The sequence below is a fragment of the Microvirga zambiensis WSM3693 genome, assembly GCF_016735695.1.
Taxonomy (GTDB): domain Bacteria; phylum Pseudomonadota; class Alphaproteobacteria; order Rhizobiales; family Beijerinckiaceae; genus Microvirga; species Microvirga zambiensis.
In genome coordinates, this window is sequence record NZ_JAERQD010000046.1 from 1 (window position 1) to 21,219 (window position 21,219).

At 61.2% G+C, this 21,219-nt stretch carries 21 protein-coding genes; 11 read left to right on the forward strand and 10 right to left on the reverse strand.

Annotation, left to right across the window (positions count from 1 at the left end):
- Nucleotides 1-461: helix-turn-helix domain-containing protein (locus JKL46_RS25620; RefSeq protein ID WP_201838637.1), on the reverse strand; the 461-nt coding region annotated here is incomplete at its 3' end.
- A 174-nt stretch (nucleotides 462-635) separates the two neighbouring features.
- Complete coding sequence (locus tag JKL46_RS25625; protein ID WP_210381468.1) at nucleotides 636-848, reverse strand: hypothetical protein; 213 nt, start codon at nucleotides 846-848, stop codon at nucleotides 636-638.
- A 676-nt stretch (nucleotides 849-1,524) separates the two neighbouring features.
- Here JKL46_RS25625 and JKL46_RS25630 point away from each other — a divergent pair.
- Nucleotides 1,525-1,722: a hypothetical protein gene (locus JKL46_RS25630; RefSeq protein ID WP_201838640.1), complete on the forward strand. Its 198-nt coding sequence runs from the start codon at nucleotides 1,525-1,527 to the stop codon at nucleotides 1,720-1,722.
- 563 nt (nucleotides 1,723-2,285) lie between these two features.
- Here JKL46_RS25630 and JKL46_RS36635 read toward each other — a convergent pair.
- The 4 genes from JKL46_RS36635 to JKL46_RS25645 form a co-directional block, all read right to left on the reverse strand.
- Entirely contained in the window at nucleotides 2,286-2,468 is a 183-nt protein-coding gene (locus JKL46_RS36635) for a hypothetical protein (protein WP_201838641.1), read from the reverse strand.
- Between the two features lie 182 nt (nucleotides 2,469-2,650).
- The gene (locus tag JKL46_RS25640; RefSeq protein ID WP_343074123.1) at nucleotides 2,651-4,009 is read right to left on the reverse strand and encodes a S8 family peptidase; all 1,359 of its coding nucleotides are present in this window, start codon (nucleotides 4,007-4,009) and stop codon (nucleotides 2,651-2,653) included.
- Nucleotides 4,006-4,299, reverse strand: coding sequence for a S8 family serine peptidase (locus JKL46_RS37195; RefSeq protein ID WP_343074124.1), 294 nt, complete (start codon nucleotides 4,297-4,299; stop codon nucleotides 4,006-4,008). Before JKL46_RS37195 ends, JKL46_RS25640 begins: the two co-directional genes overlap by 4 nt.
- Nucleotides 4,300-4,585: 286 nt before the next feature.
- Entirely contained in the window at nucleotides 4,586-5,287 is a 702-nt protein-coding gene (locus JKL46_RS25645) for a GntR family transcriptional regulator (protein ID WP_201838642.1), read from the reverse strand.
- 232 nt (nucleotides 5,288-5,519) lie between these two features.
- Between JKL46_RS25645 and JKL46_RS25650 the strand changes: the two genes are divergently transcribed.
- The 10 genes from JKL46_RS25650 to JKL46_RS25695 all read left to right on the forward strand — a co-directional run bounded on the left by JKL46_RS25650 (nucleotide 5,520) and on the right by JKL46_RS25695 (nucleotide 16,718).
- Nucleotides 5,520-6,461 (forward strand): ABC transporter permease, encoded by a 942-nt coding sequence (locus JKL46_RS25650; protein ID WP_201838643.1) that lies wholly within the window; start codon nucleotides 5,520-5,522, stop codon nucleotides 6,459-6,461.
- Nucleotides 6,461-7,333: an ABC transporter permease gene (locus JKL46_RS25655; protein ID WP_201838644.1), complete on the forward strand. Its 873-nt coding sequence runs from the start codon at nucleotides 6,461-6,463 to the stop codon at nucleotides 7,331-7,333. Before JKL46_RS25650 ends, JKL46_RS25655 begins: the two co-directional genes overlap by 1 nt.
- Before the next feature lie 9 nt (nucleotides 7,334-7,342).
- Nucleotides 7,343-8,944 carry an ABC transporter ATP-binding protein gene (locus JKL46_RS25660; protein WP_201838645.1) on the forward strand — a complete coding sequence of 534 codons (1,602 nt, stop codon included), beginning with the start codon at nucleotides 7,343-7,345 and terminating at the stop codon, nucleotides 8,942-8,944.
- Nucleotides 8,945-8,974: 30 nt separating this feature from the next.
- A complete protein-coding gene (locus JKL46_RS25665; protein ID WP_201838646.1) occupies nucleotides 8,975-10,564 on the forward strand; it encodes an ABC transporter substrate-binding protein in 1,590 nt (529 codons plus the stop codon).
- 69 nt (nucleotides 10,565-10,633) lie between these two features.
- Nucleotides 10,634-11,788, forward strand: a complete 1,155-nt coding sequence (locus JKL46_RS25670; protein ID WP_201838648.1) for a M24 family metallopeptidase — start codon at nucleotides 10,634-10,636, stop codon at nucleotides 11,786-11,788.
- A gap of 125 nt (nucleotides 11,789-11,913) precedes the next feature.
- On the forward strand, nucleotides 11,914-13,197 hold the full coding sequence (locus JKL46_RS25675; RefSeq protein WP_343074118.1) for an MFS transporter: 1,284 nt from the start codon (nucleotides 11,914-11,916) through the stop codon (nucleotides 13,195-13,197).
- A complete protein-coding gene (locus tag JKL46_RS25680) occupies nucleotides 13,194-14,747 on the forward strand; it encodes a sensor histidine kinase (RefSeq protein ID WP_201838650.1) in 1,554 nt (517 codons plus the stop codon). The genes JKL46_RS25675 and JKL46_RS25680 overlap by 4 nt, the downstream gene beginning before the upstream one ends.
- On the forward strand, nucleotides 14,744-15,370 hold the full coding sequence (locus JKL46_RS25685) for a response regulator transcription factor (protein ID WP_201838651.1): 627 nt from the start codon (nucleotides 14,744-14,746) through the stop codon (nucleotides 15,368-15,370). The genes JKL46_RS25680 and JKL46_RS25685 overlap by 4 nt, the downstream gene beginning before the upstream one ends.
- A gap of 110 nt (nucleotides 15,371-15,480) precedes the next feature.
- Entirely contained in the window at nucleotides 15,481-15,969 is a 489-nt protein-coding gene (locus tag JKL46_RS25690; RefSeq protein WP_201838652.1) for a GlcG/HbpS family heme-binding protein, read from the forward strand.
- A 56-nt stretch (nucleotides 15,970-16,025) separates the two neighbouring features.
- Nucleotides 16,026-16,718, forward strand: coding sequence for an ankyrin repeat domain-containing protein (locus JKL46_RS25695; RefSeq protein ID WP_201838653.1), 693 nt, complete (start codon nucleotides 16,026-16,028; stop codon nucleotides 16,716-16,718).
- Between the two features lie 200 nt (nucleotides 16,719-16,918).
- Here the strand turns inward: JKL46_RS25695 and JKL46_RS25700 are convergent, their stop codons facing one another.
- The 4 genes from JKL46_RS25700 to JKL46_RS25715 are packed head-to-tail and all read right to left on the reverse strand — an operon-like array spanning nucleotide 16,919 to nucleotide 21,219.
- Nucleotides 16,919-17,794, reverse strand: a complete 876-nt coding sequence (locus JKL46_RS25700) for an ABC transporter permease (protein ID WP_201838655.1) — start codon at nucleotides 17,792-17,794, stop codon at nucleotides 16,919-16,921.
- A gap of 4 nt (nucleotides 17,795-17,798) precedes the next feature.
- Complete coding sequence (locus JKL46_RS25705) at nucleotides 17,799-18,728, reverse strand: ABC transporter permease (RefSeq protein ID WP_343074119.1); 930 nt, start codon at nucleotides 18,726-18,728, stop codon at nucleotides 17,799-17,801.
- Nucleotides 18,725-20,248 (reverse strand): ABC transporter substrate-binding protein, encoded by a 1,524-nt coding sequence (locus JKL46_RS25710; RefSeq protein ID WP_201838657.1) that lies wholly within the window; start codon nucleotides 20,246-20,248, stop codon nucleotides 18,725-18,727. The genes JKL46_RS25705 and JKL46_RS25710 overlap by 4 nt, the downstream gene beginning before the upstream one ends.
- Nucleotides 20,249-20,268: 20 nt before the next feature.
- Nucleotides 20,269-21,219 (reverse strand): oligopeptide/dipeptide ABC transporter ATP-binding protein, encoded by a 951-nt coding sequence (locus tag JKL46_RS25715; protein WP_425493301.1) that lies wholly within the window; start codon nucleotides 21,217-21,219, stop codon nucleotides 20,269-20,271.

Below are 21,219 nucleotides of genomic sequence, written 5' to 3' on the forward strand. Positions count from 1 at the left end.
ACCTCGCGCAGCTGCTTCTGCTCGAGAAGCATGACCGCCCAGTCGCCGCGCCGGGCATAGACCGGGGTCAGATCGAACCCGAAGGCGTCGACCACCTGCCCGGCCAGGTCCTTGACGGCAAAGCGCTTGCCGTTGGGCGAGTCCTTAGGGGTGACGAGCTGCAAGTCGACGAGCTGGCGCAGGATGCGCCGGATCGCCCGCTCGGTCAGGCCGGTGCGGGTTATGAGATAATCGTTGGACGGCCAGACCAGCAGCCGCTCCCACTCCTGCTCGCCCCAGCAGGCCACGAGCTCGGACAGGACCGCGCGCTGGGCCGGCCTGAGCTCGAGGGCCTTGCCGGCATCCCGGGCTGCCGCAGAGAGTTCTTTTCGTGTTACGGTACGCCCGTTTTCGAGCGCAAGCTTCCTTCCGGCCAGAGCGGCATGTCTCAGCCGCCGGCCTCCTGACGATGCAAGCTGCATCGTACCCTCCATGTTGAGGGCAAAGCGGGAGTGCTCACCGAAACCGATGCTCTTGACAGTCAGTTTGTCGGGATGGCATAAGGAGGTTGCAAAACGTTCCGAATGCCCACCCTCGCGGTGGTCTCCAAAGGCCCTCGAAGTTTCCAGCTTCGTGGGCCTTTTGCTTTGCCTGGTTTACGTCACGATCTTCATCTCCTTCCGGACGAAGGCTGCTTCGAGAGCATGGGCGATGGCGACTTGGCGAGAGGGGAAGAGCCCGCGCTCGACTGCTTCGTCGATCGCAGTGCCGATTTCCCGCGGAAGCCAAACATTGGTTTCCCGGTCTCCCCGCTCGCGGCGGGTTTGACGGAGACGTTGAGCCCGCTTTCGACTCCCTGCATCAGCCATTTCGTCCACCCATGATACTCGTAGCGATACGAGGATTGCCCGATTCTGAGTTGGCTGTGGAGTCGCGCGTCAAGAATCCATTCACAATAGATCGATTATCCGTTGGAAAACTCGTTTAGGCAGAATCATTTAGCGCAAAATGCCGAATCAATTCGCAAGTAAAGCCCTGGTTCCAAGCGGCTGGGCGTTATGCCCTTGATTCTACGTCGTGAGTTATCGAACCGACATCTCAATGCAGGCTCCGACGTTCTTCTCTAAGAGACTCGGCGTCTCGGCGTTGAAGACTGCACGTCAGTAGCAGACAGACCATTAATATTTGTGAGAGCTCAAGAACCTAGGTCCCAACAGGGGTGCCGGTTAAGTGCTCGCCTGTTTCATCGCCACTGGTGGCCCACACTTTCCTAGAGAGATGTCATAGTTGGCAGGACGCCTCCAGCGCGTAGCCCGTGTCTGGATGCGAGACCTCCTTAGCGTGAAATCGAATGGATCATATCAATAGCCATCATCTTGCCTCTTGTGGGAATGGTGGTTGTTCTCGTGGGCAAAGCGGTGGGGAGCCTTTGGGATCAGCCGAAAGTCTCTCGCCGGCAGATGTACGCCATGTTCACGGCCATCGGTCCCGTTGTGGTCTATAGGAGCCGGTGCGCTAGACCGTGACGGGGCGAGGGACGCCTTAATGCATGCCGACCGCATGGACTCCGTAGCAATGAGTGTGACGCACTTCGCAAACCTCCTTGAAATCGGCCCGCAAGGTATAACCGTGCGAGCAATGGATGACAGACGTGGCGACAAACTGGATGAAGGCGAATGCGAGGTGCTCAAAGCGGGCCGCCAGGACAAGCGGCCGGAGAGCTTTCAGCCGCAAAGGCGATAAACTGTGGAGGGTCTGCATCCACTGCCAGCAATCCGCTTTCCTCACCACCGAACACTGGGAATGTAAGCGCGACGCGCCGTAGAGTTTGGTTCATCGCGTGGCACTGTTGCAGTACTTGAAAAGGGCATAACGAACCCAGTTCAATGGCCTTTTAAGCTGCAAGTCCGAAGAACTTCTCAATGAGACAGATTTTGCCTGTCGCCTGACGTTTCCGCTGGATGCAATGACCATGGCGGATCATGCACATGATTTCAAAGCCCGTCAGGGTCGCGGCGGCGGTTTCCATGGTCTAAAAGCCACGCGTTGGACTGATCATGCGCTTGAGCGGGTTCCGTTGCAAACCCCGACGTAGGTCAAGAAACTGCCGGAGATGACCTCAGGTTAGGCGGCCACGTCGAAGAGAGCTACAGGCGTCCTGACCCAGCTTCGAATCTTCTACAATCAACCCGCAAGGGGTCCGCTAGCAAGCTGCGGCCGTCCGGCTTCGCATCCCGGTGATCGCGCCCGGAGCCGGTCCTTCAAGGAGCCATCGAGCGGGAATTGGCCTGCTCCGGATAGAGCCTTCAAAAATGTCGCACGATCTTTCCATTGTCCAGAACCACGCCTTCCAGCTCACCCGCACCCTGATGGTCCCGGTCACGGTCATAAAGTCCGGCGACTAATAAGGGCCCTCCGACGAACTCGACGACGGCGACGACCTCGAACTCATCCACAAATTCGATCCCTACGATCGCCGGCCGGCTCATTGAGCCGGTTCCGTAGGCGCCGCGTCAGCCTCGTGGCGCCTACGCTGAGGTCAAAGACGCGCTCGGTCTGGAAGCGCGCGCCCCGTTAATCCAATTCTGGACGCCCTCCCGCCGACCTGGCGCCACGAGATCCCGTCTGCACCCCCTGCACTTGCCGCGGTCACCTGCCGCAGACACGACGATCACGTCTCGATCGCCGTTTGGACAGCTACGGCCACTTCCACAGGCGTGAAGATGTCAACGTTCGAGCCGGGCGCCCGAATCGTCACGACCAGGGCGTATCGCGCTCGCGCGTCGAAGCGTTCAAGGTAAGGTTTCTCCTTCCACCAGCCGCCGACCGGGAACACCCCGATCGCATCACGTTCGGCAAGATCGGCGGCGCTGCCGGACCAGAAGTCGGCATGCAGTGAGCCGCGATCGCGAAACGTGCCGAGCAGCCACTCCTCTCCGCCTCCGGCGGGAGCCCCTTCCTCCTCGTCGCGAGCAGCTTGGTTGATGCGGGCGCGGAACTCGTCGACTGTCTCGGTTGCCGCCTTCACTCTGAACCGCAGGCCATGCGACGCGTAGCGATGCCGGCGCGTCCATCCCCTTTCGCCAGGATTGGGCTCAACGAAATATGACAACGTCGCGCGGAGCTCAACCTGTGCCGCGCCAAGGGCACCGAGCTGCTCCCTCGGCCAAGGCAAGCGATGCAACTTCATGTCGCGGGTCTTTGCGGCCGACCCGCCCTCTCGCTGAAAGGGCTGCAACTCGTCTTCGACAATGAGCGTCAGGTCATTCACCGTCGACAGGAGCGCGCGCCCCAGATCTGGCACACCGTACCCGTAGCGGCGCACCAACGCCTGGAGTTGGCCCTTCGCGCCGTTGCACCCATCGATACGGACGCGCATTGCAGGGGTCCACTCGGCCGAGTGGACGATCAGCGCACGCACCGTTTCAGGCCACAATCCCGGGCGCGCCGACAATATCTGTCCCGCCATGCGGGCCGCATGCGCTGTCGCCGCGCTCGTATCGCCGAGGGTCGTGAAGTGGCGCAGCTCGGGACGAAAGTGGGTGGTCAGGATCTGCAAGTCATCGATCGCTTCACCCGGCAATGTCCCGTCATGAGCGAGATTACCGCCCTCGAAGACAACGTCGGGCTTCACTGGCCACTGCCGGCCCCACACGACCGACGTGCGGCTGCGCGGAGAGAGCTCACCCGCCGCCGCGATCGCCGCATAGCCCGCGAAGGCGGGATCAATGATGTCGACCTTCTCCGTGAATGCGCCGACCGTCAGCGCGTTCCAAGCCTGGGCGGGGTCATCGACCGCCTCCAGATCGTTCCGCGTCAGATGATCGGCCGGCACGAGGTCGTCACCGATATTGCCGGCCGACAGAATGATCAGACGTCGCTGCTCTTCCTCGAAACAGAGCTGATCGACTGCGGCCGACCATGATGTCGGCCTTCCGCGCGCGGGGTTAGCGCTGGTGATAGCCATCGCAATGGCGCGGCGCCGGTTCGGCGCCTGGACCTCGGCGCGGGCGATCGCTTCGCCGGTTATCGCACCATAGAGTTCCGGTTCGTTGGCCCATCCGCGGGCGGAAGGATGCGGACGCTTTCAAGCCGAAATGGCAATGGGACAGGATCGCCTCCAGCCAGTACTGGCACCAGATCGCCATACAGGCCGACGCCGGCCATCCGGGTACCGTGGCCGCGCCATGCCGGCGTGTCGTCGCTGCCCCAGGCCGGCTTGATCGTGTGCCAGTCCTCGGCGGCAAGCGCGGGTTCGATCAGCGGATGGGTCCGCCTGACCCCGCTTCTTGAACCCCGCCGCGAGCGGCAGGAGATGATTGGTCACTCCACGAGTTCGGAGGATCGACGCGGCCATGGTCGACCCCAGGATAGCTGCCAGATAGCAGACGCTAATGCTCTACCAAGCCCCTCGATGGCTGCTCTCCAAAGGATGGGACCGACCTGGCTCTCGGTAACATGGCTAGGCCGGTGCGCTCAACCTGTGGGTGGTATCGTACCCCAATTTTCCGAGACCGGCGCGCCTGCGATCAACTTGTCCTGGTGGCTTGTTACGAGCGTGTTGTCGTGGGGGAACAATAGCCAAGGCATTATGCGATGTCTGCCGCTACGCTAAACCTTCAGCGGCTGCGTATGCAGATAAAACATCTTTGATGCTTCGACCGTCGTCTGTTGGGAGCAAGGCGCGTGTCGTTATCGAGTCGAGATGGTGTCGCATGAGCGTAACCGCCTCGTCAGTCTTGCCGGCGACCAGCTTGTCGAGAAGGTCTTGATGCTCCGATACGGCGCATTCGGACGAATGTGGTCTGCCATAAAGAGCGAGGATCAGCGAGCTGCGGGCAACCAGCTCGTTCACGTAGCGGATAAGGCTGGCATTATGTGTCATTTGTGCAAGGAGCGTATGGAACTCGCCTGCCAGCCGAATGGAAGCTGCATGCTCCGTCTTGGCAGCTTCCTCGGCTCGAATATGGGTGGAAAGCGCATCAATTTGCTCTTGCATTAACCTACCCGAAAGTGTTTCCACGACAAGGCGCTCCAGCGCCATTCGGGTCAAAAATAGGTTCCGGCCTTCCTCCAGAGTTGGCCGCGCAACTACCGCCCCCTTGTTCGGGCGCAAGTCGACCAATCCCTCCTCGCTTAGGCGAACCAGTGCTTCGCGGACGAGTGTCCGGCTGACGCCCAACCGCTCGCCGATTGAATCCTCTGGAAGCTTTGTTCCGGGTGACAGGGCCTGATCGAGGATCGCCCGTTTCAGGGCGCGATGAACAGCCTGGGAGCGGCCACCCCCGTCCCTCCCTTTCTGTGCCATTTTACAATCTCCAACGCCAAGCCATCCCTCGAATTGCATACAAATATTGTCTGTGTCCAGCAATTCGGCTGCATAGGAGCTTTGCGGTCTGACCCATAGGAGGCTTTAGCTCATATTCTTCCATGAAAATGCCAGCTTAGCCACAAAAGCCCCTTTACGGGCTCGGTCATTGTATGCAAGGTTTTCCGAGAAATGCATACAATAATTGCATTCACTGAGTCGGAGGAATTGCATGCTTGCCTTCATCGCCAAGAGGGTGCTGAGCTTGATTCCCGTGATCGTGGTCGTGGCGATCGTGGTCTTCATGCTCTTGCGGCTAAGCCCTGGTGATCCTGCCGTCGTCATCGCGGGCGACAATGCCGACGCCGCGGCAATCGAGCGGATCCGCGTGTCACTCGGCCTGGACCAGCCGTTGGTCACCCAGTTTTTCATATGGGCTGGTTCCCTCCTCCAGGGAGATCTCGGGATTTCGATCTTCTCAAAGATCCCCGTGACGGACCTCATCCTGCAGCGCCTTGAGCCGACAGTCTCCCTTGCCCTGACGACTCTCTTTTTCGCGGTCGTGATTGCCGTTCCCCTCGGAACGATCGCAGGGGCCACTGCGGGGAGCTGGTTAGACCGGTCGTTGATGCTTGTGTCTGTCCTCGGCTTCTCAATCCCCGCTTTCGTGCTGGGCTACTGCCTCATCTATGTCTTCTCGCTCCAACTGCGCATCCTGCCGGTTCAAGGCTTCTCCAGCATCAGGCAGGGAATTGGTCCTTTCCTGTCCACCATCGCGCTGCCGACGATGACGATGGGGCTTGCCTACCTGGTGCTGATCGCGCGCATCACCCGGGCGAGCGTCCTGGAAATGATGGGCGAGGATTTCATTCGCACTGCGCGGGCCAAAGGCGTGAAAGAGCGTATCGTTGTGACCAGGCATGCGTTGCGCAATTCCGCCATACCGATCCTGACCGTCATCGGCATCGGCGTCGCACTCCTGATCAGCGGCGTCGTGGTGATCGAAACCGTGTTCAACATTCCCGGTGTTGGACGGCTGGTTGTCGATGCCATTCTGAAGCGCGACTACCCGGTCATTCAGGGCATCATCCTGATGTTTTCCGGGACATACGTTCTCATCAACCTGGCGATCGACATCGGTTACGCCTTCCTCGATCCAAGGGTGCGCTACTAATGACCAATCTTGCTTCGCCTCCCCTCGCGTCGGTCTCCACCAAGCGCTGGCCGCCGCCGTTCTTGCTCCATCCCTCTGTCTTCATCGGCGGGCTGCTCGTCACGATGATCATCCTTGTGGCGGTCCTCGCGCCGCTTCTCGGCACCGTCGATCCGAGCCGTATTGCTCCGAGCATGCGCCTGAAACCACCCTCGGAACTCGCCTGGTTCGGCACCGACCTGTACGGCCGCGATGTCTATAGCCGTGCAATTTATGGCGCACGCAGTTCCATTCTCATCGGGCTCTGTGTCGCCGCCGCAGCACTGATCGGCGGCGTCGCCATCGGACTTGTGACCGGTTACTTCCGCTGGGTCGACGCTGTGGTCATGCGCATCATGGACGGCCTGATGGCGATTCCGACCTTCCTGCTGGCGATCGCCTTGGTATCCCTGACGCGCGCCAACGTCGCAACTGTCATCGTCGCCCTGACGATCCCGGAAATTCCGCGTGTTGTCCGGTTGGTGCGCAGCGTCGTGTTGACCGTGCGCGAGGAGCCCTTCGTCGAAGCTGCCAAGACTGTGGGGACATCGACGCCCAAACTTCTCTGGCGTCATATCCTGCCCAGCACGACTGCGCCGCTGATGGTCCTCGGTACTTACATCTGCGCGTCGGCGATCCTGATCGAAGCGGGCCTCAGCTTTCTCGGAACGGGGTTACCACCTGAAATCCCAAGTTGGGGCAACATGATCTCAGAAGGCCGGACCTTCTTCCAGGTTGCACCACGCCTCGTCTTCCTGCCGAGCCTTTTCTTGGCCCTGACGGTTCTTGGCATCAATCTTCTCGGAGACGGGCTACGCGACACGCTCGATCCTCGTATCGCAAAAAGGATGTGAGACTTGCTGATGAAACCGCCATTCTCGATCCTCGAGATCTCCGACCTTGCCATCCCTTTGCCTGGAGGTGGAGATCGCGGCTTCGCGGTTGACGGCATCTCGCTCTCTGTCTCTGCAGGTGAGATCGTTTGCGTCGTTGGTGAATCCGGCTCCGGAAAATCCATCACCGCGCAAGCCGTCATGGGCCTGTTGCCCAAAGTCTTCCGCAACGTGTCCGGGCGAATCATGTTCGAAGGCAAGGACGTTACGACAGCGACACCGGCACAGATGCGAGATCTGCGGGGGCGGGGCATCGGGATGATCTTCCAGGAACCGATGACGGCGCTCAATCCGGTTCAGAAGGTTGGCGAACAGATCGACGAGGTCCTGCGCACGCATCTGACCCTATCGCGAAAGGAACGTCGTGCCCGCGTGATCGCCGCCATGGAAGAGGTCCGCCTGCCCGACCCAGAACGGCTGTACCATGCCTTTCCGCATCAGCTGTCCGGCGGCCAGCGTCAGCGCGTTCTCATCGCCGCCGCGCTGATCCTGAAACCGCGCCTTTTGATCGCCGACGAGCCGACCACCGCGCTCGATGTCACGACGCAGGCGCAAATCCTGTCGCAGATTCGAGACCTGCAGCGCGATCGAGGCATGGGCGTGCTTTTCATCACCCATGATATCGGCGTGGTGCGGGAGATCGCCGACCGTGTCGTGGTCATGAGATCTGGAAAGGTCGTCGAGGAGGGGCCCGCCGACGTCGTGCTGAACCGGCCGTGCTCGGACTATACCCGCATGCTGATCGACGCGGTGCCCACCCTAGAGCCTGCCCGAAGCGATCACGTCGTCACAGGTGAAGTCGCTCTCAAAGTCGAGGGTGTCACCAAGATCTATCACAGTGGCGGCCTCTTTCAGGGCAAGCGCGTCGTTCACGCGCTGCAGGAGACGTCGCTCTCGCTCCGACGCGGCGAAACGCTCGGCGTCATCGGCGAGTCGGGTTCGGGGAAATCGACACTCGCACGCTGCATCATGCAATTGATCGACCCTTCGTCGGGGAAAGTCACGCTTGGGGCAAGCGCCGGCGGCAGGCCTTTCTACCAACGCATCCAGATCATTTTCCAAGACCCCTATCGATCCCTTAATCCGCGCCGCACGGTGGGGGAATCGATCATCGAAGGGCCGATGAACTTCGGGCAACCGCGTACGGAGGCCATGGAACGTGCACGAGAACTGATGGCGCTAGTGGGACTCGACCCAACGGCAGTCGATCGGTATCCGCACCAGTTTTCAGGCGGCCAGCGGCAACGCATCTCGATCGCCCGCGCACTTGCCATGGAGCCGGAAATCCTCGTCGCCGATGAGGCTGTCTCGGCCCTTGACGTCTCGGTGCAGGCTCAGGTGTTACGACTTATCGACGATCTTCAGAAGCGGCTCGATCTGGCCATTCTCTTCATCACTCACGATCTGCGTGTCGCCGCGCAGATTTGCGATCGCCTGATCGTCATGCATCGCGGCTCGGTTGTCGAGCAGGGGGCTGTGTCCTCGATCTTCGCGTCGCCCGCTCACGCCTACACACGGGAGCTGTTCGCATCGATCCCCGGCAAAGGGGAGAAGCAAGCAGTTCTGACCTGACTCCACAATACCGAAGAGGGAATGACACTCATGATGAATCCATTCAAGACAACATGCCAAACGCTGCTGGCATTCGCCGTCTTCGCTTGCGGCTTGGGTGCCGCATCGGCCGAAACGACCCTGAGGATCGTGCCCAGCGCCGACCTTCAGGTGCTCGACCCGATGGGTTCGACAGCCGACATCGTCAAGATGCACGGCTTCATGATCTACGACACCCTCTATGCGTTGGATGAGCACTTTCAGCCCCGACCACAGATGGTCAAGGATCTGCAGGTGTCGGCCGATAAGATGACCTATCGCTTCACCCTGCGCGACAGCCTGAAATGGCACGATGGCCAGCCCGTCAAGGCAGAGGATTGCGTCGCCTCGTTGAAGCGCTGGCAGGCTCGCGATGCCGCGGGCCAGTTAATGGCGCGGCAGCTCAAGGAGATGCGCGTTGTCGACGACAAGACCTTCGAGCTGGAGTTCAAGGAGCCATACGGGATCGTGCTTGAATCCTTCAGCAAGGTCGCGTCGAATGTTCCCTTCATGATGCCGAAGCGGATTGCCGAAACCGACCCCTTCAAGGAAATTCAGGAATACGTCGGCTCCGGTCCTTACAAGTTCGCCAAGGACAGGTGGGTCCCCGGCAGCAAGGTCGTCTATGAAAAGTTCGCTGATTATGTTCCGCGGTCAGAGCCGGCCAGCGGGTTGGCCGGCGCCAAGGCGGCAAAGTTCGACCGCGTAGAATGGAATATCATCAAGGATCAGCAAACGGCTCTATCAGCTCTCATGAGCGGTGAGATCGACTTCTGGCAGAGCCCTTCGCTCGATCTGCTTCCGGTGATCGAGGCTGCCGGGAATCTGACTACGAAGGTCGTCAACGCGACCGGGACGCAGGGCCTGCTGTTCTTCAACCATACGCTTCCACCCTTCGACAATCCTAAGGTGCGGCAGGCTATGTTCTGGTTGACGAACCAGGAGGCATATCTCCAGGCAGTCAACGGCAATCCAGACTACTACAAGACATGCGCGTCCTTCTTCATTTGCGGCAGCCCGATGGAGACCGATGCTGGGCTCGCTGCACTGAAAGCGCCTGATCCGAAAAAGGCAAAAGCGCTGTTTCAGGAGGCAGGCTGGGATTTCTCCAAGCCGATCGTCATTCTCGACCCGACTGATGAGAGCATCGTCCATCCGGAAACTGTTGTAACAGTTCAGGCGATGCGGGACATCGGTCTGAAAGTCGATGTGCAGGCCATGGATTGGGCCACAGTGCTGAAGCGCCGCAATTCCAGGGAGCCTGCCGACAAGGGGGGTTGGAATCTGCTGCACTCCTATGTCGGAGGGCAGGTGGCCGCCAATCCGGTCTGGAGCATCACGTTCTCTGCCGCCTGCGAGAAAGGCATCTTTGGCTGGCCATGTGACAAGACGCTGGAGGACCTTCGCCTGAAGTGGGCCCTCGCTGACGGTCTCGACGCCCAGAAGGCTGTGGCGGCGGAGTATTCCGGTCGTGCCTTCGAGACCGGTCATCATATCCCGCTCGGTCAGTGGAATACATTCGTTGCCTTCTCGAACAAGGTTTCGGATGTGTTGGTGACGCAGGATGTCCCGGTGTTCTGGAACCTCAAGAAGAGCGACTGATGCAATCGTAGAAGGCTGCGCGGGAGTGCAGCCTTTCTTCCCATTCTCACTTTAGATGCGGGTCTGAACATGCTTGCCGACTTCGATCGTTTGCCCTTCCAGCCCGGGGAATACCTGGCGCGCAGAGATGCCCTGCGACAACTGATGGCTGACCGTGGCATCGATGCCTGTGTCCTGAACTCGACCGAGAACATGTACTATCTGACCGGCTTCGGATCGCTTGCCTACGGCGCAACGTCTCTCATCGTTCGGGCGGACGGCAAGGCCATCTGGGTGATGCGCCTGACGGAACTCAGCAACATTCGGGCTCTCAAGAGCCAGATATGGGCCGATGAGGGTGTTGGGGTGATGGACGGACAGGATTACGCGACAGTTCTTGACCATACCATTGCCGACTTTGTTCCTGGCAAAGCCGTCATTGCGGTCGAGTACGGGAATGTGCAGGCGGCCCTGCGCGGCTTCGTGCGTTCGAACAACGATGCCATTCTCAATGCATCGGGTCTGGTCGAGCACCTGCGTCGCATCAAGAGTCCCGCCGAAATTGAACTGATGCGTCAGGCGGGCCGGATTGCCGCTCAATCCTGCCGAGACGGCTTCGAGGCGCTGCACGAAGGGATGACCGACAGCGAGCTGGCTGCGGTCGTGACCAACAGTCTCCTGGCCAACGGCAGCCATCGTGTTGCCCAGATGCCGAATGTCTGCGCCGGACCACGCACGGCCCGTGCCCACGTCACGTGGTGCGGGGCACCGATCTCGCGCGGTGAGCTGGTCAACATCGAGCCGGCAGCTTCGGTCCATGACTATCACACGCCGGTATTCCGGTTCTATTCGATTGGTGAGCCGTCCGCCCGGGTTCGCCGCATGTTCGATGTCTGCAGGGAAGCCCTCGACGAAGGGTATGCGCGGGTTCGTCCGGGCATGACGTCGCACGATGCGGCTCGCATCTTTGAGAGCGTGATCGAGCGTCGAGGCTTTGGTGAATGGATGGTCACGCGGCCGGCCTATAGCATCGGCGCCTCCTTCCCACCCGGCTGGGGCGAGGACAATGTCATGGCGATCCGCCGAAACCATGATGCAGTCCTTGAAGAAGGAATGTGTTTCCACGTGTGCCCCTGCCTTTATCAGGACGATATCGGGTGCGTCGGGGCGAGTATGCCTTCGGTTTTGACCGCCGGCGGACTCGAATCGCTGAGCGGCGATGAAGCCGTCTTCGGCGTGAAATAAGGCAAGGTCCAGAAACACGATCCTTGGGAGGTGGGCCGGCAGCTCCTCCTCCCCAACTCCTATCGCGATGACTATGGATCGCGGCCACCGCGCCGACGGCTGTGAAAAGTGAGGCTTTGCTTTCTGTGAACTCCTTCGAGATCGAACAGGCATCGTATGCCAAGGCACGTCTCAAAACCCGGCATGCTTCTCTCACGAGGCTGCTGCTGCTCACGGGTCTTTGCATGCTCCTCGGAGCCTCCAACATGCGGCCGGCTCTGACGAGCCTTGCCACCGTGCTGACCGATGTGGAGCAGGCTCTCGCCGTGGGGCGTCTCTGGACTGGCTTCATCACCACGGCCCCGGTCCTGTGCTTCGGGATCTTTGGGCTGCTCGCTCCCTGGCTCGCGGGACGCCTCGGCCTGGAGCGCGCTATTGCCCTGCTGCTCCTGCTTCTGTTCATGGGACTTGCCCTGCGCATCCAGGTTTCCAGCGTCGGGCTCGTCGTCAGCACGCTGATATCGGGAGCGGCCATCGGCATGGCCGGAGTGCTCCTGCCGGTCGTCATTCGCCGCGATTTCCCAGAGCGCGCCGGAATTGCAACCGGGCTCTACACCATGGCGATGAGCATCGGCGGCGCGAGCGCGGCCAGCCTGACCCCAATCCTCGAGCGGGCGACTGGCACCTGGACTTTCGCCCTCGCAATCTGGTCTCTGCCGGCGCTTGCCACAGCCCTTGCCTGGGGCGGCCTCTCCCTCGTCTTGCATCGCGCCGGCCGGATGGCCCGGCTGCCGCACTTCTCCGCTCTCTTGCGCGACAGGGTCGCCTGGAACGTGACCGCCTTCATGGGCCTTCAGGCAGGACTTGCCTTTGTCGTCCTCGGCTGGCTCCCGACCCTTTTGCGGGACCGTGGCTATGGTGGCCTGGAGGCGGGTCTCGTCACGTCCGTTTCAATTCTCGCGCAGACCGTCACCGCATTGCTGGTTCCCCCCTTGGCAACCCGGCGGATCCCCCCCGCTCCACTAGTCATCGCGGTGCTCGGTGCAACAATCGCCGGCTTCCTGGGCCTGCTCTATGCATCAGTGGACGTGCGCATCGTCTCGGCACTTGTGCTCGGTCTCGGCCAAGGCGGTCTCTTTGGCCTTGCTCTCCTGTTCATTTCCTTGCGCTCGCCGTCACCGGAAGCGGCGGCCATGCTCTCGGGGATGTCGCAGAGCATCGGCTATCTCGGTGCCGCCCTCGCTCCCTTTATGGTGAGCATGCTACGAGGCTTCAGCGATGCCACGGGAGGTCCTGCCGTGTTCTTTCTTGCTGTTGCCGTCCTGTGCAGCGCTTTTGGTCTGCGGGCCGCACGGGCCGGCTTCGTCCTGACGCAGATGGAGGGTACGCGCCCGGTTCTGAGTTCATCGACCCGCGGGAAAGGCCCATGAGCAGACGAGTCGCAGGAGTCCTTGGCGCCTGGTTGATGCTGACGGTCATTGCGGTAGCGCTCGTCACTACCGTCAACTTCGTCCGCCTCCGCAACAGTTTCGAGGCGGAAGCCCGCACCCTGCACCGCGTCGTCTCACAACGGGCAGATCAGCACGATGCGCATCTGACGAGCCTTGCCGCCGTGCTGGCCAGTCCCGACCACTCGCTCGCGACCTTTCGCGCTGTCACCGAGGCCGTTTTGCGCTTTTACCCACGGATTACTGCTATCGATGCGATCAGCTTCGCGCCTGTTCCGAATTGGGCGTTCACGACCCGCGAGCTTCCGTCCGACAGACACGATCTTGGCGAGCTTGTGGCAATTGCATCCAATCTGCCCGCTGGACAGACCATCGTGCTGGCTGGAGCGAATGACACAGCAGCCTATCACCTGGTCAAGAGACTTCCTGAAGCGACTGTGCAGACGAACGCCCTGGTCATGACCATCGACGCAAAACGATTGATGGACCCGGAGGCGGACTTGCCGAAGGGTATGCGACTTGCCCTGCGCGATCCGTCAGGACACGAACTCGTCCAGCGAGGGGCGCCACCATCTCTAGGCGGAGTGATGCCGGTCCTCGCCTTCGAGAAAGAACTCGGCAGCCGATCTCAACCACTCCTGCTGCGGATCTCCAGGAGCCCGGCCATGAGCGAGCTTCTGCCGTTCATGGCTAACGCGCTCGTGGCGACACTTATGGGGATCGGGGTCCTTCTCGCCTCTTTCGTGCAGCGCGAACGCCACGCCGCCCGGGAGGCCCGGGAACGGGCGAGCTTTCACGAGCATCAAGCCCGGCTCGCGCATGCCATGCGGGTTAACACCGTGGGTGAGATGGCCTCCGGAATCGCCCATGAGCTCACCCAGCCTTTGACAGCCATCCTCAGCAGCAGCCAAGCGGGCCTGCGCCTTGCCAGCTCTCCTTCCCTGGATCCGGACGAGATCATCGGCGTGCTCGATGCGAATGTCCGCTTGGCCAAGCGGGCCGGCGACATCCTCTCGCGCCTGCGCGCCTATGTGACTAACAGCGGGCCAGTACCCGAGCGGATGAGCCTCAATCGGCTGGTCCGCAACGTCGCCGAGTTGGTGCAGAGCGATCTGGATCGCCGCAGCATTGCGCTCAATCTCCATCTCGATCCGGACGCCCCCTCCGCCACGATCGATCGGGTCTCCATCGAGCAGGTCGTACACAATCTCGTGCGCAACGCCTCAGACGCGGTCGAGTCCCTGCCGCAGGAGCGGCGGACTATCACGGTCGCGACATTCTTCAAGGATGGCTCGACAGGGATTGCAGTCAGCGACAGCGGCTCAGGCATCCCGCCCGCCGACCTGCCTCGCCTGTTCGAGCCGTTCTTCACCACCAAGCCGGATGGCATGGGCCTTGGCTTGCCGCTTTGTGAGCGCCTCGTCGAAGCCTTCGGCGGACAGATCACGGCGGCGAACGTTCCAAAAGGTGGAGCGGTCTTCACAATCCACCTGCCGTTGATCGCAGAGGACCGCAAGGAGGCCGCCGAATGACGGCTTCATCCCGTACCGTGTTCCTCATCGATGATGACGAGGATGTTCGCAACGCGCTCCGGCTGCTCCTGCGCACGGCCGACTTTGCCGTCGAGCCCTTCTCGAATGCCGTTGCCTTTCTGGAGCGGCACGATCGGTCTGCCATCGGATGCATCGTCGCCGATGTGCGAATGCCAGGTCTCTCGGGCCTTCAGCTTCTGGAGCGACTTGCTGCGGAAGGTGAGCGCTTGTCGGTGGTGATCATCACTGGCCATGGCGACGTGAATGCCTGCCGACGCGCTTTCAAGGGCGGGGCCGTCGATTTCCTGACCAAACCGGTTGATGAGCAGGTACTGATCGAAGCCGTCGAGGCGGGTTTCGCGCGGCTGGAGGCTCGCCGGCGGCAAGCGGACGAAGCGGATGAGGCGCGCACGCTGCTGGCTCGCCTCACGCAGCGCGAGAGCGAGATCCTCGACATGGTGGCTCGCGGCTGGATGACGAAAGAGATCGCCCGAGCCATGGGTGTTTCGCCACGCACCGTCGAGACACATCGCGCCAATCTCGCTGAGAAGCTCGGCACGACCTCAATCGCCGAGATGGTGCGCCTCGTTCTCCTTGCCCGTCCCACGGATGTGTCTCCGTAGAACTACGGAAGCCGCTCCGGTTCCGCACCGATAACCAGCCGGCTCTCGCCCGGCTAGGGTTGCAGGCGTCGAACAACCGGGATCGTCACGATCCCCACTGGAGAAGCCTCATGTCGAAAATTCGCGTTGCCATTCTCGCAGCTCTCACCCTGGCTCCGGCTGCTGCCAGCGCCCAGGCCCTTCAGGAGAGGAACATCTCCCTGGCGGTTGCCCAGGAACTGGCCCAGGCCACCGTCGAGGCATGCGCTGCCAAGAACTTCAACGTAGCGGCCACCGTCGTGGATCGCGCCGGTATTGTCCGCACCATGCTGCGGGCGGACCGGGCTGCCCCCCACACCATCGAGGCGAGCCGCGCTAAGGCCTACACGGCAGCATCCGCCCGCAACAACACCTCGGCTATCATGGACAGCGCCGAGAAGAATCCGGCCGCCCGTCACTTGGCGGCCATTGAAGGCTTTCTGCTGCTCGGCGGCGGCGTTCCGGTGAAGGCTGGCGACGAGGTCATCGGCGCCGTGGGCGTCGGCGGCGCTCCTGGCGGACACCTCGACGAGGAATGCGCGAATGCCGGCATCGCCAAGGTGCAGGCGAAACTGAAATAACGGCCGTCGGTGGCTGGCGTGACCGCCAGCCACCGCACATCACATGGAGACGCGCCATGACTCAAACATTCGCGCTTGTCGGGCTGATCGGGTTTCTGGCCTTCTCCGGAAGCGCGGCCCTGGCGCAGACTCCCCCGACGCCAACGGAATTGTCGACCTATCGCGGCCTGCATGCGGCCGCAGCCCAGGATTCCGTCGATGACATCAGGCGGCTGGCTCGAGCAGGTGCTGATCCCAATGCCCGCGACGGCAAGGGCCGTACGCCGCTGCATGTAGCGGCGTTCCAAGGGCACGCCGCAGCCATCGGAGCCCTGATCGCAGCCGGGGCGAATCCCAGCCTTCTCGACAACCAGCGTTATGACGCCGTGACCATCGCAGCCGTCCGGGACGACATGCCGACGTTGAAGGCGCTGCTCGCCGCCGGCGCCAGCGCGAAGCTGGTCACCAGCGTCTACGACGGCACGGCCCTCATCGCCGCGGCCCATCTCGGCCACGACGGCATTGTTCGCGAGCTCATCCGGGCCGGCGCACCGCTCGATCACGTCAACAACCTTGGTTGGACCGCCCTGATCGAGGCGGTGGTTCTCGGGGACGGCGGGGCCCGTCACACCGAAACCGTGCGGGCTCTCCTCGCAGCCGGCGCCGACGCCAGGATCCCTGACCGAAACGGAGTGACACCGCTCCAGCTCGCACAGGCCCGCGGCTACGGCGGCATGGTGTCCTTGCTGCGAAAGGCCTCCGACCGCTAGGGCGATGGCGGGCTCCGTTTGACTTCCCCACCGGAGGGCATATCCTCGATGGACCATGTAGAGCTGGCTCTGTTGCATCAACCTAGCAAGCCACAGGATGTAGTAGCTGTTGACGACGACAGAGGCGCTACAGATTGTGTCTCCTGAAGTTAATGCAACAGCGCCTAGCTAGGAAAGCGCGGGTACCCCTGGGCGCAGTATCAAATCTGCATGTCCTCACCGGTCTTCAGTCCCTCGCAAACCGCATTGATTGCTCCAATGAGGACAAAGATCATCAATCCAGTGAGATTGAGCATCCAGGGTTCGAAGAACACGAGATCCTTGGCCTCCGCGATCATCAGCCCCCAGGAAACCTCGGGCGACTTGATGCCAAGGCCAAGGAAGGATAGCGCAGATTCGAGAAGGATTGCGTGAGCGACCTCGAGCGTGGCTACGACCAGTAGTGGTCGCGCAAGATTGGGCAGGATTTCTCCAACAAGTATGCGCAGGTCGCCGCAACCCGCAGCCTTAGCCGCCACCACATATTCGCGCCCCTGAAGCTGCAGCGTGATCGACCGCGCAACAACTGCAAAACGGTCCCAGAGAAACAAGGACAACACCACCATGATGAGCGCGGTTGAATTACCCAACAGCCCAACCAGCGACAACATAATCAGCATGATGGGCATGCTCAGCCGGACAGTGATGAGAAAGCCTACGACTGTCTCCACTCGGCCTCGGAAGTAACCCGCGGCCATTCCCATCGAGATGCCAATGACTGCAGAAATGACGGTGCTGATGATCCCGATGAACAGAGTGAGTCGCGCTCCATAGAGCAGACGGCTGAGGAGGTCGCGCCCAATCGAATCGGTGCCCAGCCAGTGCTGCGAGCTTCCGCCCATGAAGATCGGTGGCACAATCCGCCCGTTAAGCTGCTGGTAGTTGGGAGCATACGGAGAGATCCATGGCGCCAGCAGGGCTGCAAGAGCAATTGCCAGCAGCACGACTCCGCCAATGCGCCCTGCAGGACTGATGCTCTCCCAAAGCGCCGGGCGCCTGCGATACCTTGCTGATTCAGTTGAGGAAGCAGTCATCATGGCATTAATCGATCTTGTAGCGCGGATCGATCCACATATTCAGTAGATCGGAGGCAAGGGTTAGCAGGACATAGAAGGATGAGACGATCAGGACCGCTGCCTGCACAACGGGATAGTCGTTCTGAGAGATCGCCTGCCAGGTGAAATAGCCGATGCCATCGACGGCGAAGATGGTCTCCACCACGACCGATCCGCCAAGGAGAAGGCCGAATTGGACAGCAGCGATGGCGACAAGCGGCACCAGCGCATTGCGCAGTGCGTGCTTAAACACGACCGAGTGCATCCGAAGCCCCTTGGCCCGGGCGGTCCGGACATAATCCGACACGAGGGCCTCACTCATGCCCGAACGTGTGATGCGCAACAGAGCTGGCAGGGCGTTCAGCGCAAGGGCGCAGGCGGGCAGAGCCAGATGGGCGAGACTGTCAGCTCCCGAGATTGGCAGCCACCCGAGATTCACCGCGAACAGCAGGATCAGCAGGTAGCTGGACCAGAACACGGGCATAGCCTGCCCGGTCAGGGCCAGCATCTGCACCAGCCGGTCCACCCAACTTCCTTCGCGCAATGCCGCGAGAACGCCCAGCGGCAGGGCAACCAACAGTGCCAGCAGGATGGAGAGAACGCCCAACTTCAACGTCACCAGCAAGCGGCTTGCGAACAGCAGCGAGACAGAGTCGTTGAAATAGAAGGAGCGCCCGAAATCGCCGGTTAGCGCTTTGCCAAGCCAGGAGGCATATTGAACGACGAGCGGGCGGTCCAATCCGTACTCCTTGCGCAGAAACTCGACATAGGCCGCATTTGAACCCTCCCCGGCCAACGCTGTCGCGAGATCACCTGACAACTTGAGCAACAGGAAGCTGATCAGCGAGATGGTGAACAGCACTGCGACAGCAATCAGAAGACGTCTGGTCAAATACGAGGCCATGGGATCGCTCACTTCCAGCGCGCGCGCCAGAATTCAACATTCTCGTCCCGCGGAACTGGGATATCGACGGAGGACGAGAAGACGTAGTTGATCGGCATGGTAAAGAGCGGCACCCAATAGGCCTTCCCACTGATCCGCTCCAGAGCGGCGCCGTAGCTCGCCTTGCGTTCGGCGGGGCCCAGCAGCTCATTGCCGCGCGTAACCAGTGCTGAGACCTCCGGGTCGCGTGATAGATCGTCCGAAGTCTCGTTGAAGAAGAAGGAGAGAATGTAGCCCGCATCAGCCACGCCTGAAGACCCGAAATCGTCGATGACGATAGTGGCCTGCCCATCGCGCCGCGCCTTGACCACGGCGGGATATTGCATCCACTTCAGGTCGCCGCGGACATTGACTGCCCGCAGATAGCCTAGGATGGCTTCGGCCACCGGTCGGCTGCGATAGCCGTACACATCGATGTCGAAGCCGTTGGGATACCCGGCCTCGGCCAGTAGCGCGCGGGCCTTTTCGGGGTTGTATTCATAGGCGGGCAGATCTTGGCGGCAGGCGAATTGCAGCGGCGAGCAGGCCGAGTTGATGAGCTGTGCGGCCGGCCCGATCAGCGACGTGGCCACCGCCTTGCGGTCGATGGCATAGTTCAGCGCCTGTCGAACACGGATGTCGCGGAGGGGCGAATTTTCGGGGGCATTGTTGGCGATATTCATGGTCAGAAAGCCAACGCGGAAGGTGTCGGCGTTGGTGATCTTGATCCGGGGATTGTTCCGCATGCGCTCGGTTAGATCAGTCGGGATATAGTAGGCCCAATCGACGGCGCCGGTCATCAACTCGGCGACCTGAGCGGTTACGTCGGGAACCGTCTTGTAAACCAACTTGCCAATATGCGGTTTGTTCTTACCGCCGCCGTCGAAATATTCCTCATTGCGTGTGAAGATCACGCTGTTGCCGCTGCCGCGCGCAACCTTGTAAGGGCCCGTACCCACCGGGGCACGCCCGAACGCGTCCTTGCCCGCCTTCTGATGATATTGGGCCGGCAGGATCGCCAGCTGCATGATGTAGTTCAGCGCCAGTGGCGTAGGCTTCTTGGCCCGGATGTGGACAGTATGGTCGCCCACGGCCTCGACCTTGTCGATCCACACCGCAGTCTCGGGGCTGAAGATCTTGTTGTCGGGGTTCATGACGAAATTGATCGTGTAGACCACATCGGCCGCGGTGAAATCGTCGCCGTTGTGGAATTTGACGCCCTGCTGCAAATCGAATTCCAGCGTCAGATGGTCGATCTGCCTCCAGCCCTTGGCCAGGAGCGGCTTGAATTCGAGAGTTTCGGGATCGCGATAGACCAGAGCATCATAGACGAGCAACCCAAGCAGATATCCCTCTCGGCCGCCCGCGTAATAGCGATCGAAGGTCGGCAGCTGGAACTGGAAGGCTGCCGTCAATGTGTCGTTGGCTTTGTCGGCGGCTGCGGTGCCGGTCATTGCGCATTGCAGGCTCAGGCCAACCGCGAATGTGGCCAGCATCTTCTTCGGGTGGAACATGCGTATCTCCTAGGAGAGGGCTAGTGTAGTGGGTTGTGGCAGGCAATTCGCCGTCCGGAAATCTCTACCAGCGGCGGCTCCATATCCTCGCAGATCGATGAGGCGCGGCTGCAGCGCGCCCTGAACGGGCACCCCCTATGCGCCTGCATGGGATTGGGCATCACGGCTGCATCGAGCGGAGCAGTCAGCTTCTGGCCGACGGTCGGCTCCAAGACCGCTTGCCGTAGCATCAGAGTATAGGGATGCAGCGGTCGGTCCAGCACGTCGCGGGTGCGACCGACCTCGATAAGCCGGCCGAAGTACATCACCGCAGTCTCATCGGCGAGCTGGTCGACGACGGCCAAATTGTGGGTAATGAGCAGATAAGAGAGCCGCAGCCGCCCACGCAGTTCGAGAAGCAGATTGATGATCTGCGCCTGCACCGAGACATCGAGCGCCGAAGTCGGCTCGTCACAGATCAATGCCTGCGGCTCCGCCACCAAGGATCGGGCTATCGACACACGCTGACGCTGACCGCCCGAAAGTTGCCGCGGCATCCGGCCGGAGAAATCAGCCGGCAGCCCGACCAGTTCCAGCATCTCGTGCACGCGCTCAATCTGCTCGGTCCGATTTCCGCGGCCTGCCGCAACCAGAGGCAGCCGAACAATCTGCTCGACGGTCTTGCGCGGGTTCAGCGAAACATAAGGATCCTGGAATACCGGCTGAACCGCGTTTGCGATGGCTTGGCGCGACAATTCCGATGTGGTCGCGCCTTTGATCCGGACCATCCCCTCGCTGGGCGCGGAAAGCCCCAGCAACATGCCCGCCAGGGTGGATTTTCCGCAGCCGGACTCTCCTACGAGCGCGAGAGTCCGGTCAGGCCCTAGCGAGAGGCTGATGCCTCGCACCGCACGGACCGTCCGAACAGCGCCGCCGAATCTGCTCTTTGAGGAAAAGGTCTTGTGGACCTCGTTCGCCTCGACGATTGAAAT

Bases quoted from the DNA above. Each gene is read 5' to 3' on its own strand.
- JKL46_RS25685 (WP_201838651.1), top strand. From the start codon at position 14,744: ATGACGGCTTCATCCCGTACCGTGTTCCTCATCGATGATGACGAGGAT.
- JKL46_RS25660 (WP_201838645.1), top strand. From the start codon at position 7,343: ATGAAACCGCCATTCTCGATCCTCGAGATCTCCGACCTTGCCATCCCT.
- JKL46_RS25625 (WP_210381468.1), bottom strand. From the start codon at position 848: ATGGCTGATGCAGGGAGTCGAAAGCGGGCTCAACGTCTCCGTCAAACC.
- JKL46_RS25650 (WP_201838643.1), top strand. From the start codon at position 5,520: ATGCTTGCCTTCATCGCCAAGAGGGTGCTGAGCTTGATTCCCGTGATC.
- JKL46_RS25710 (WP_201838657.1), bottom strand. From the start codon at position 20,248: ATGTTCCACCCGAAGAAGATGCTGGCCACATTCGCGGTTGGCCTGAGC.
- JKL46_RS25630 (WP_201838640.1), top strand. From the start codon at position 1,525: ATGCATGCCGACCGCATGGACTCCGTAGCAATGAGTGTGACGCACTTC.
- JKL46_RS25655 (WP_201838644.1), top strand. From the start codon at position 6,461: ATGACCAATCTTGCTTCGCCTCCCCTCGCGTCGGTCTCCACCAAGCGC.
- JKL46_RS25680 (WP_201838650.1), top strand. From the start codon at position 13,194: ATGAGCAGACGAGTCGCAGGAGTCCTTGGCGCCTGGTTGATGCTGACG.
- JKL46_RS25645 (WP_201838642.1), bottom strand. From the start codon at position 5,287: ATGGCACAGAAAGGGAGGGACGGGGGTGGCCGCTCCCAGGCTGTTCAT.
- JKL46_RS36635 (WP_201838641.1), bottom strand. From the start codon at position 2,468: ATGAGCCGGCCGGCGATCGTAGGGATCGAATTTGTGGATGAGTTCGAG.
- JKL46_RS25665 (WP_201838646.1), top strand. From the start codon at position 8,975: ATGATGAATCCATTCAAGACAACATGCCAAACGCTGCTGGCATTCGCC.
- JKL46_RS25700 (WP_201838655.1), bottom strand. From the start codon at position 17,794: ATGATGACTGCTTCCTCAACTGAATCAGCAAGGTATCGCAGGCGCCCG.
- JKL46_RS25690 (WP_201838652.1), top strand. From the start codon at position 15,481: ATGTCGAAAATTCGCGTTGCCATTCTCGCAGCTCTCACCCTGGCTCCG.
- JKL46_RS25695 (WP_201838653.1), top strand. From the start codon at position 16,026: ATGACTCAAACATTCGCGCTTGTCGGGCTGATCGGGTTTCTGGCCTTC.
- JKL46_RS25670 (WP_201838648.1), top strand. From the start codon at position 10,634: ATGCTTGCCGACTTCGATCGTTTGCCCTTCCAGCCCGGGGAATACCTG.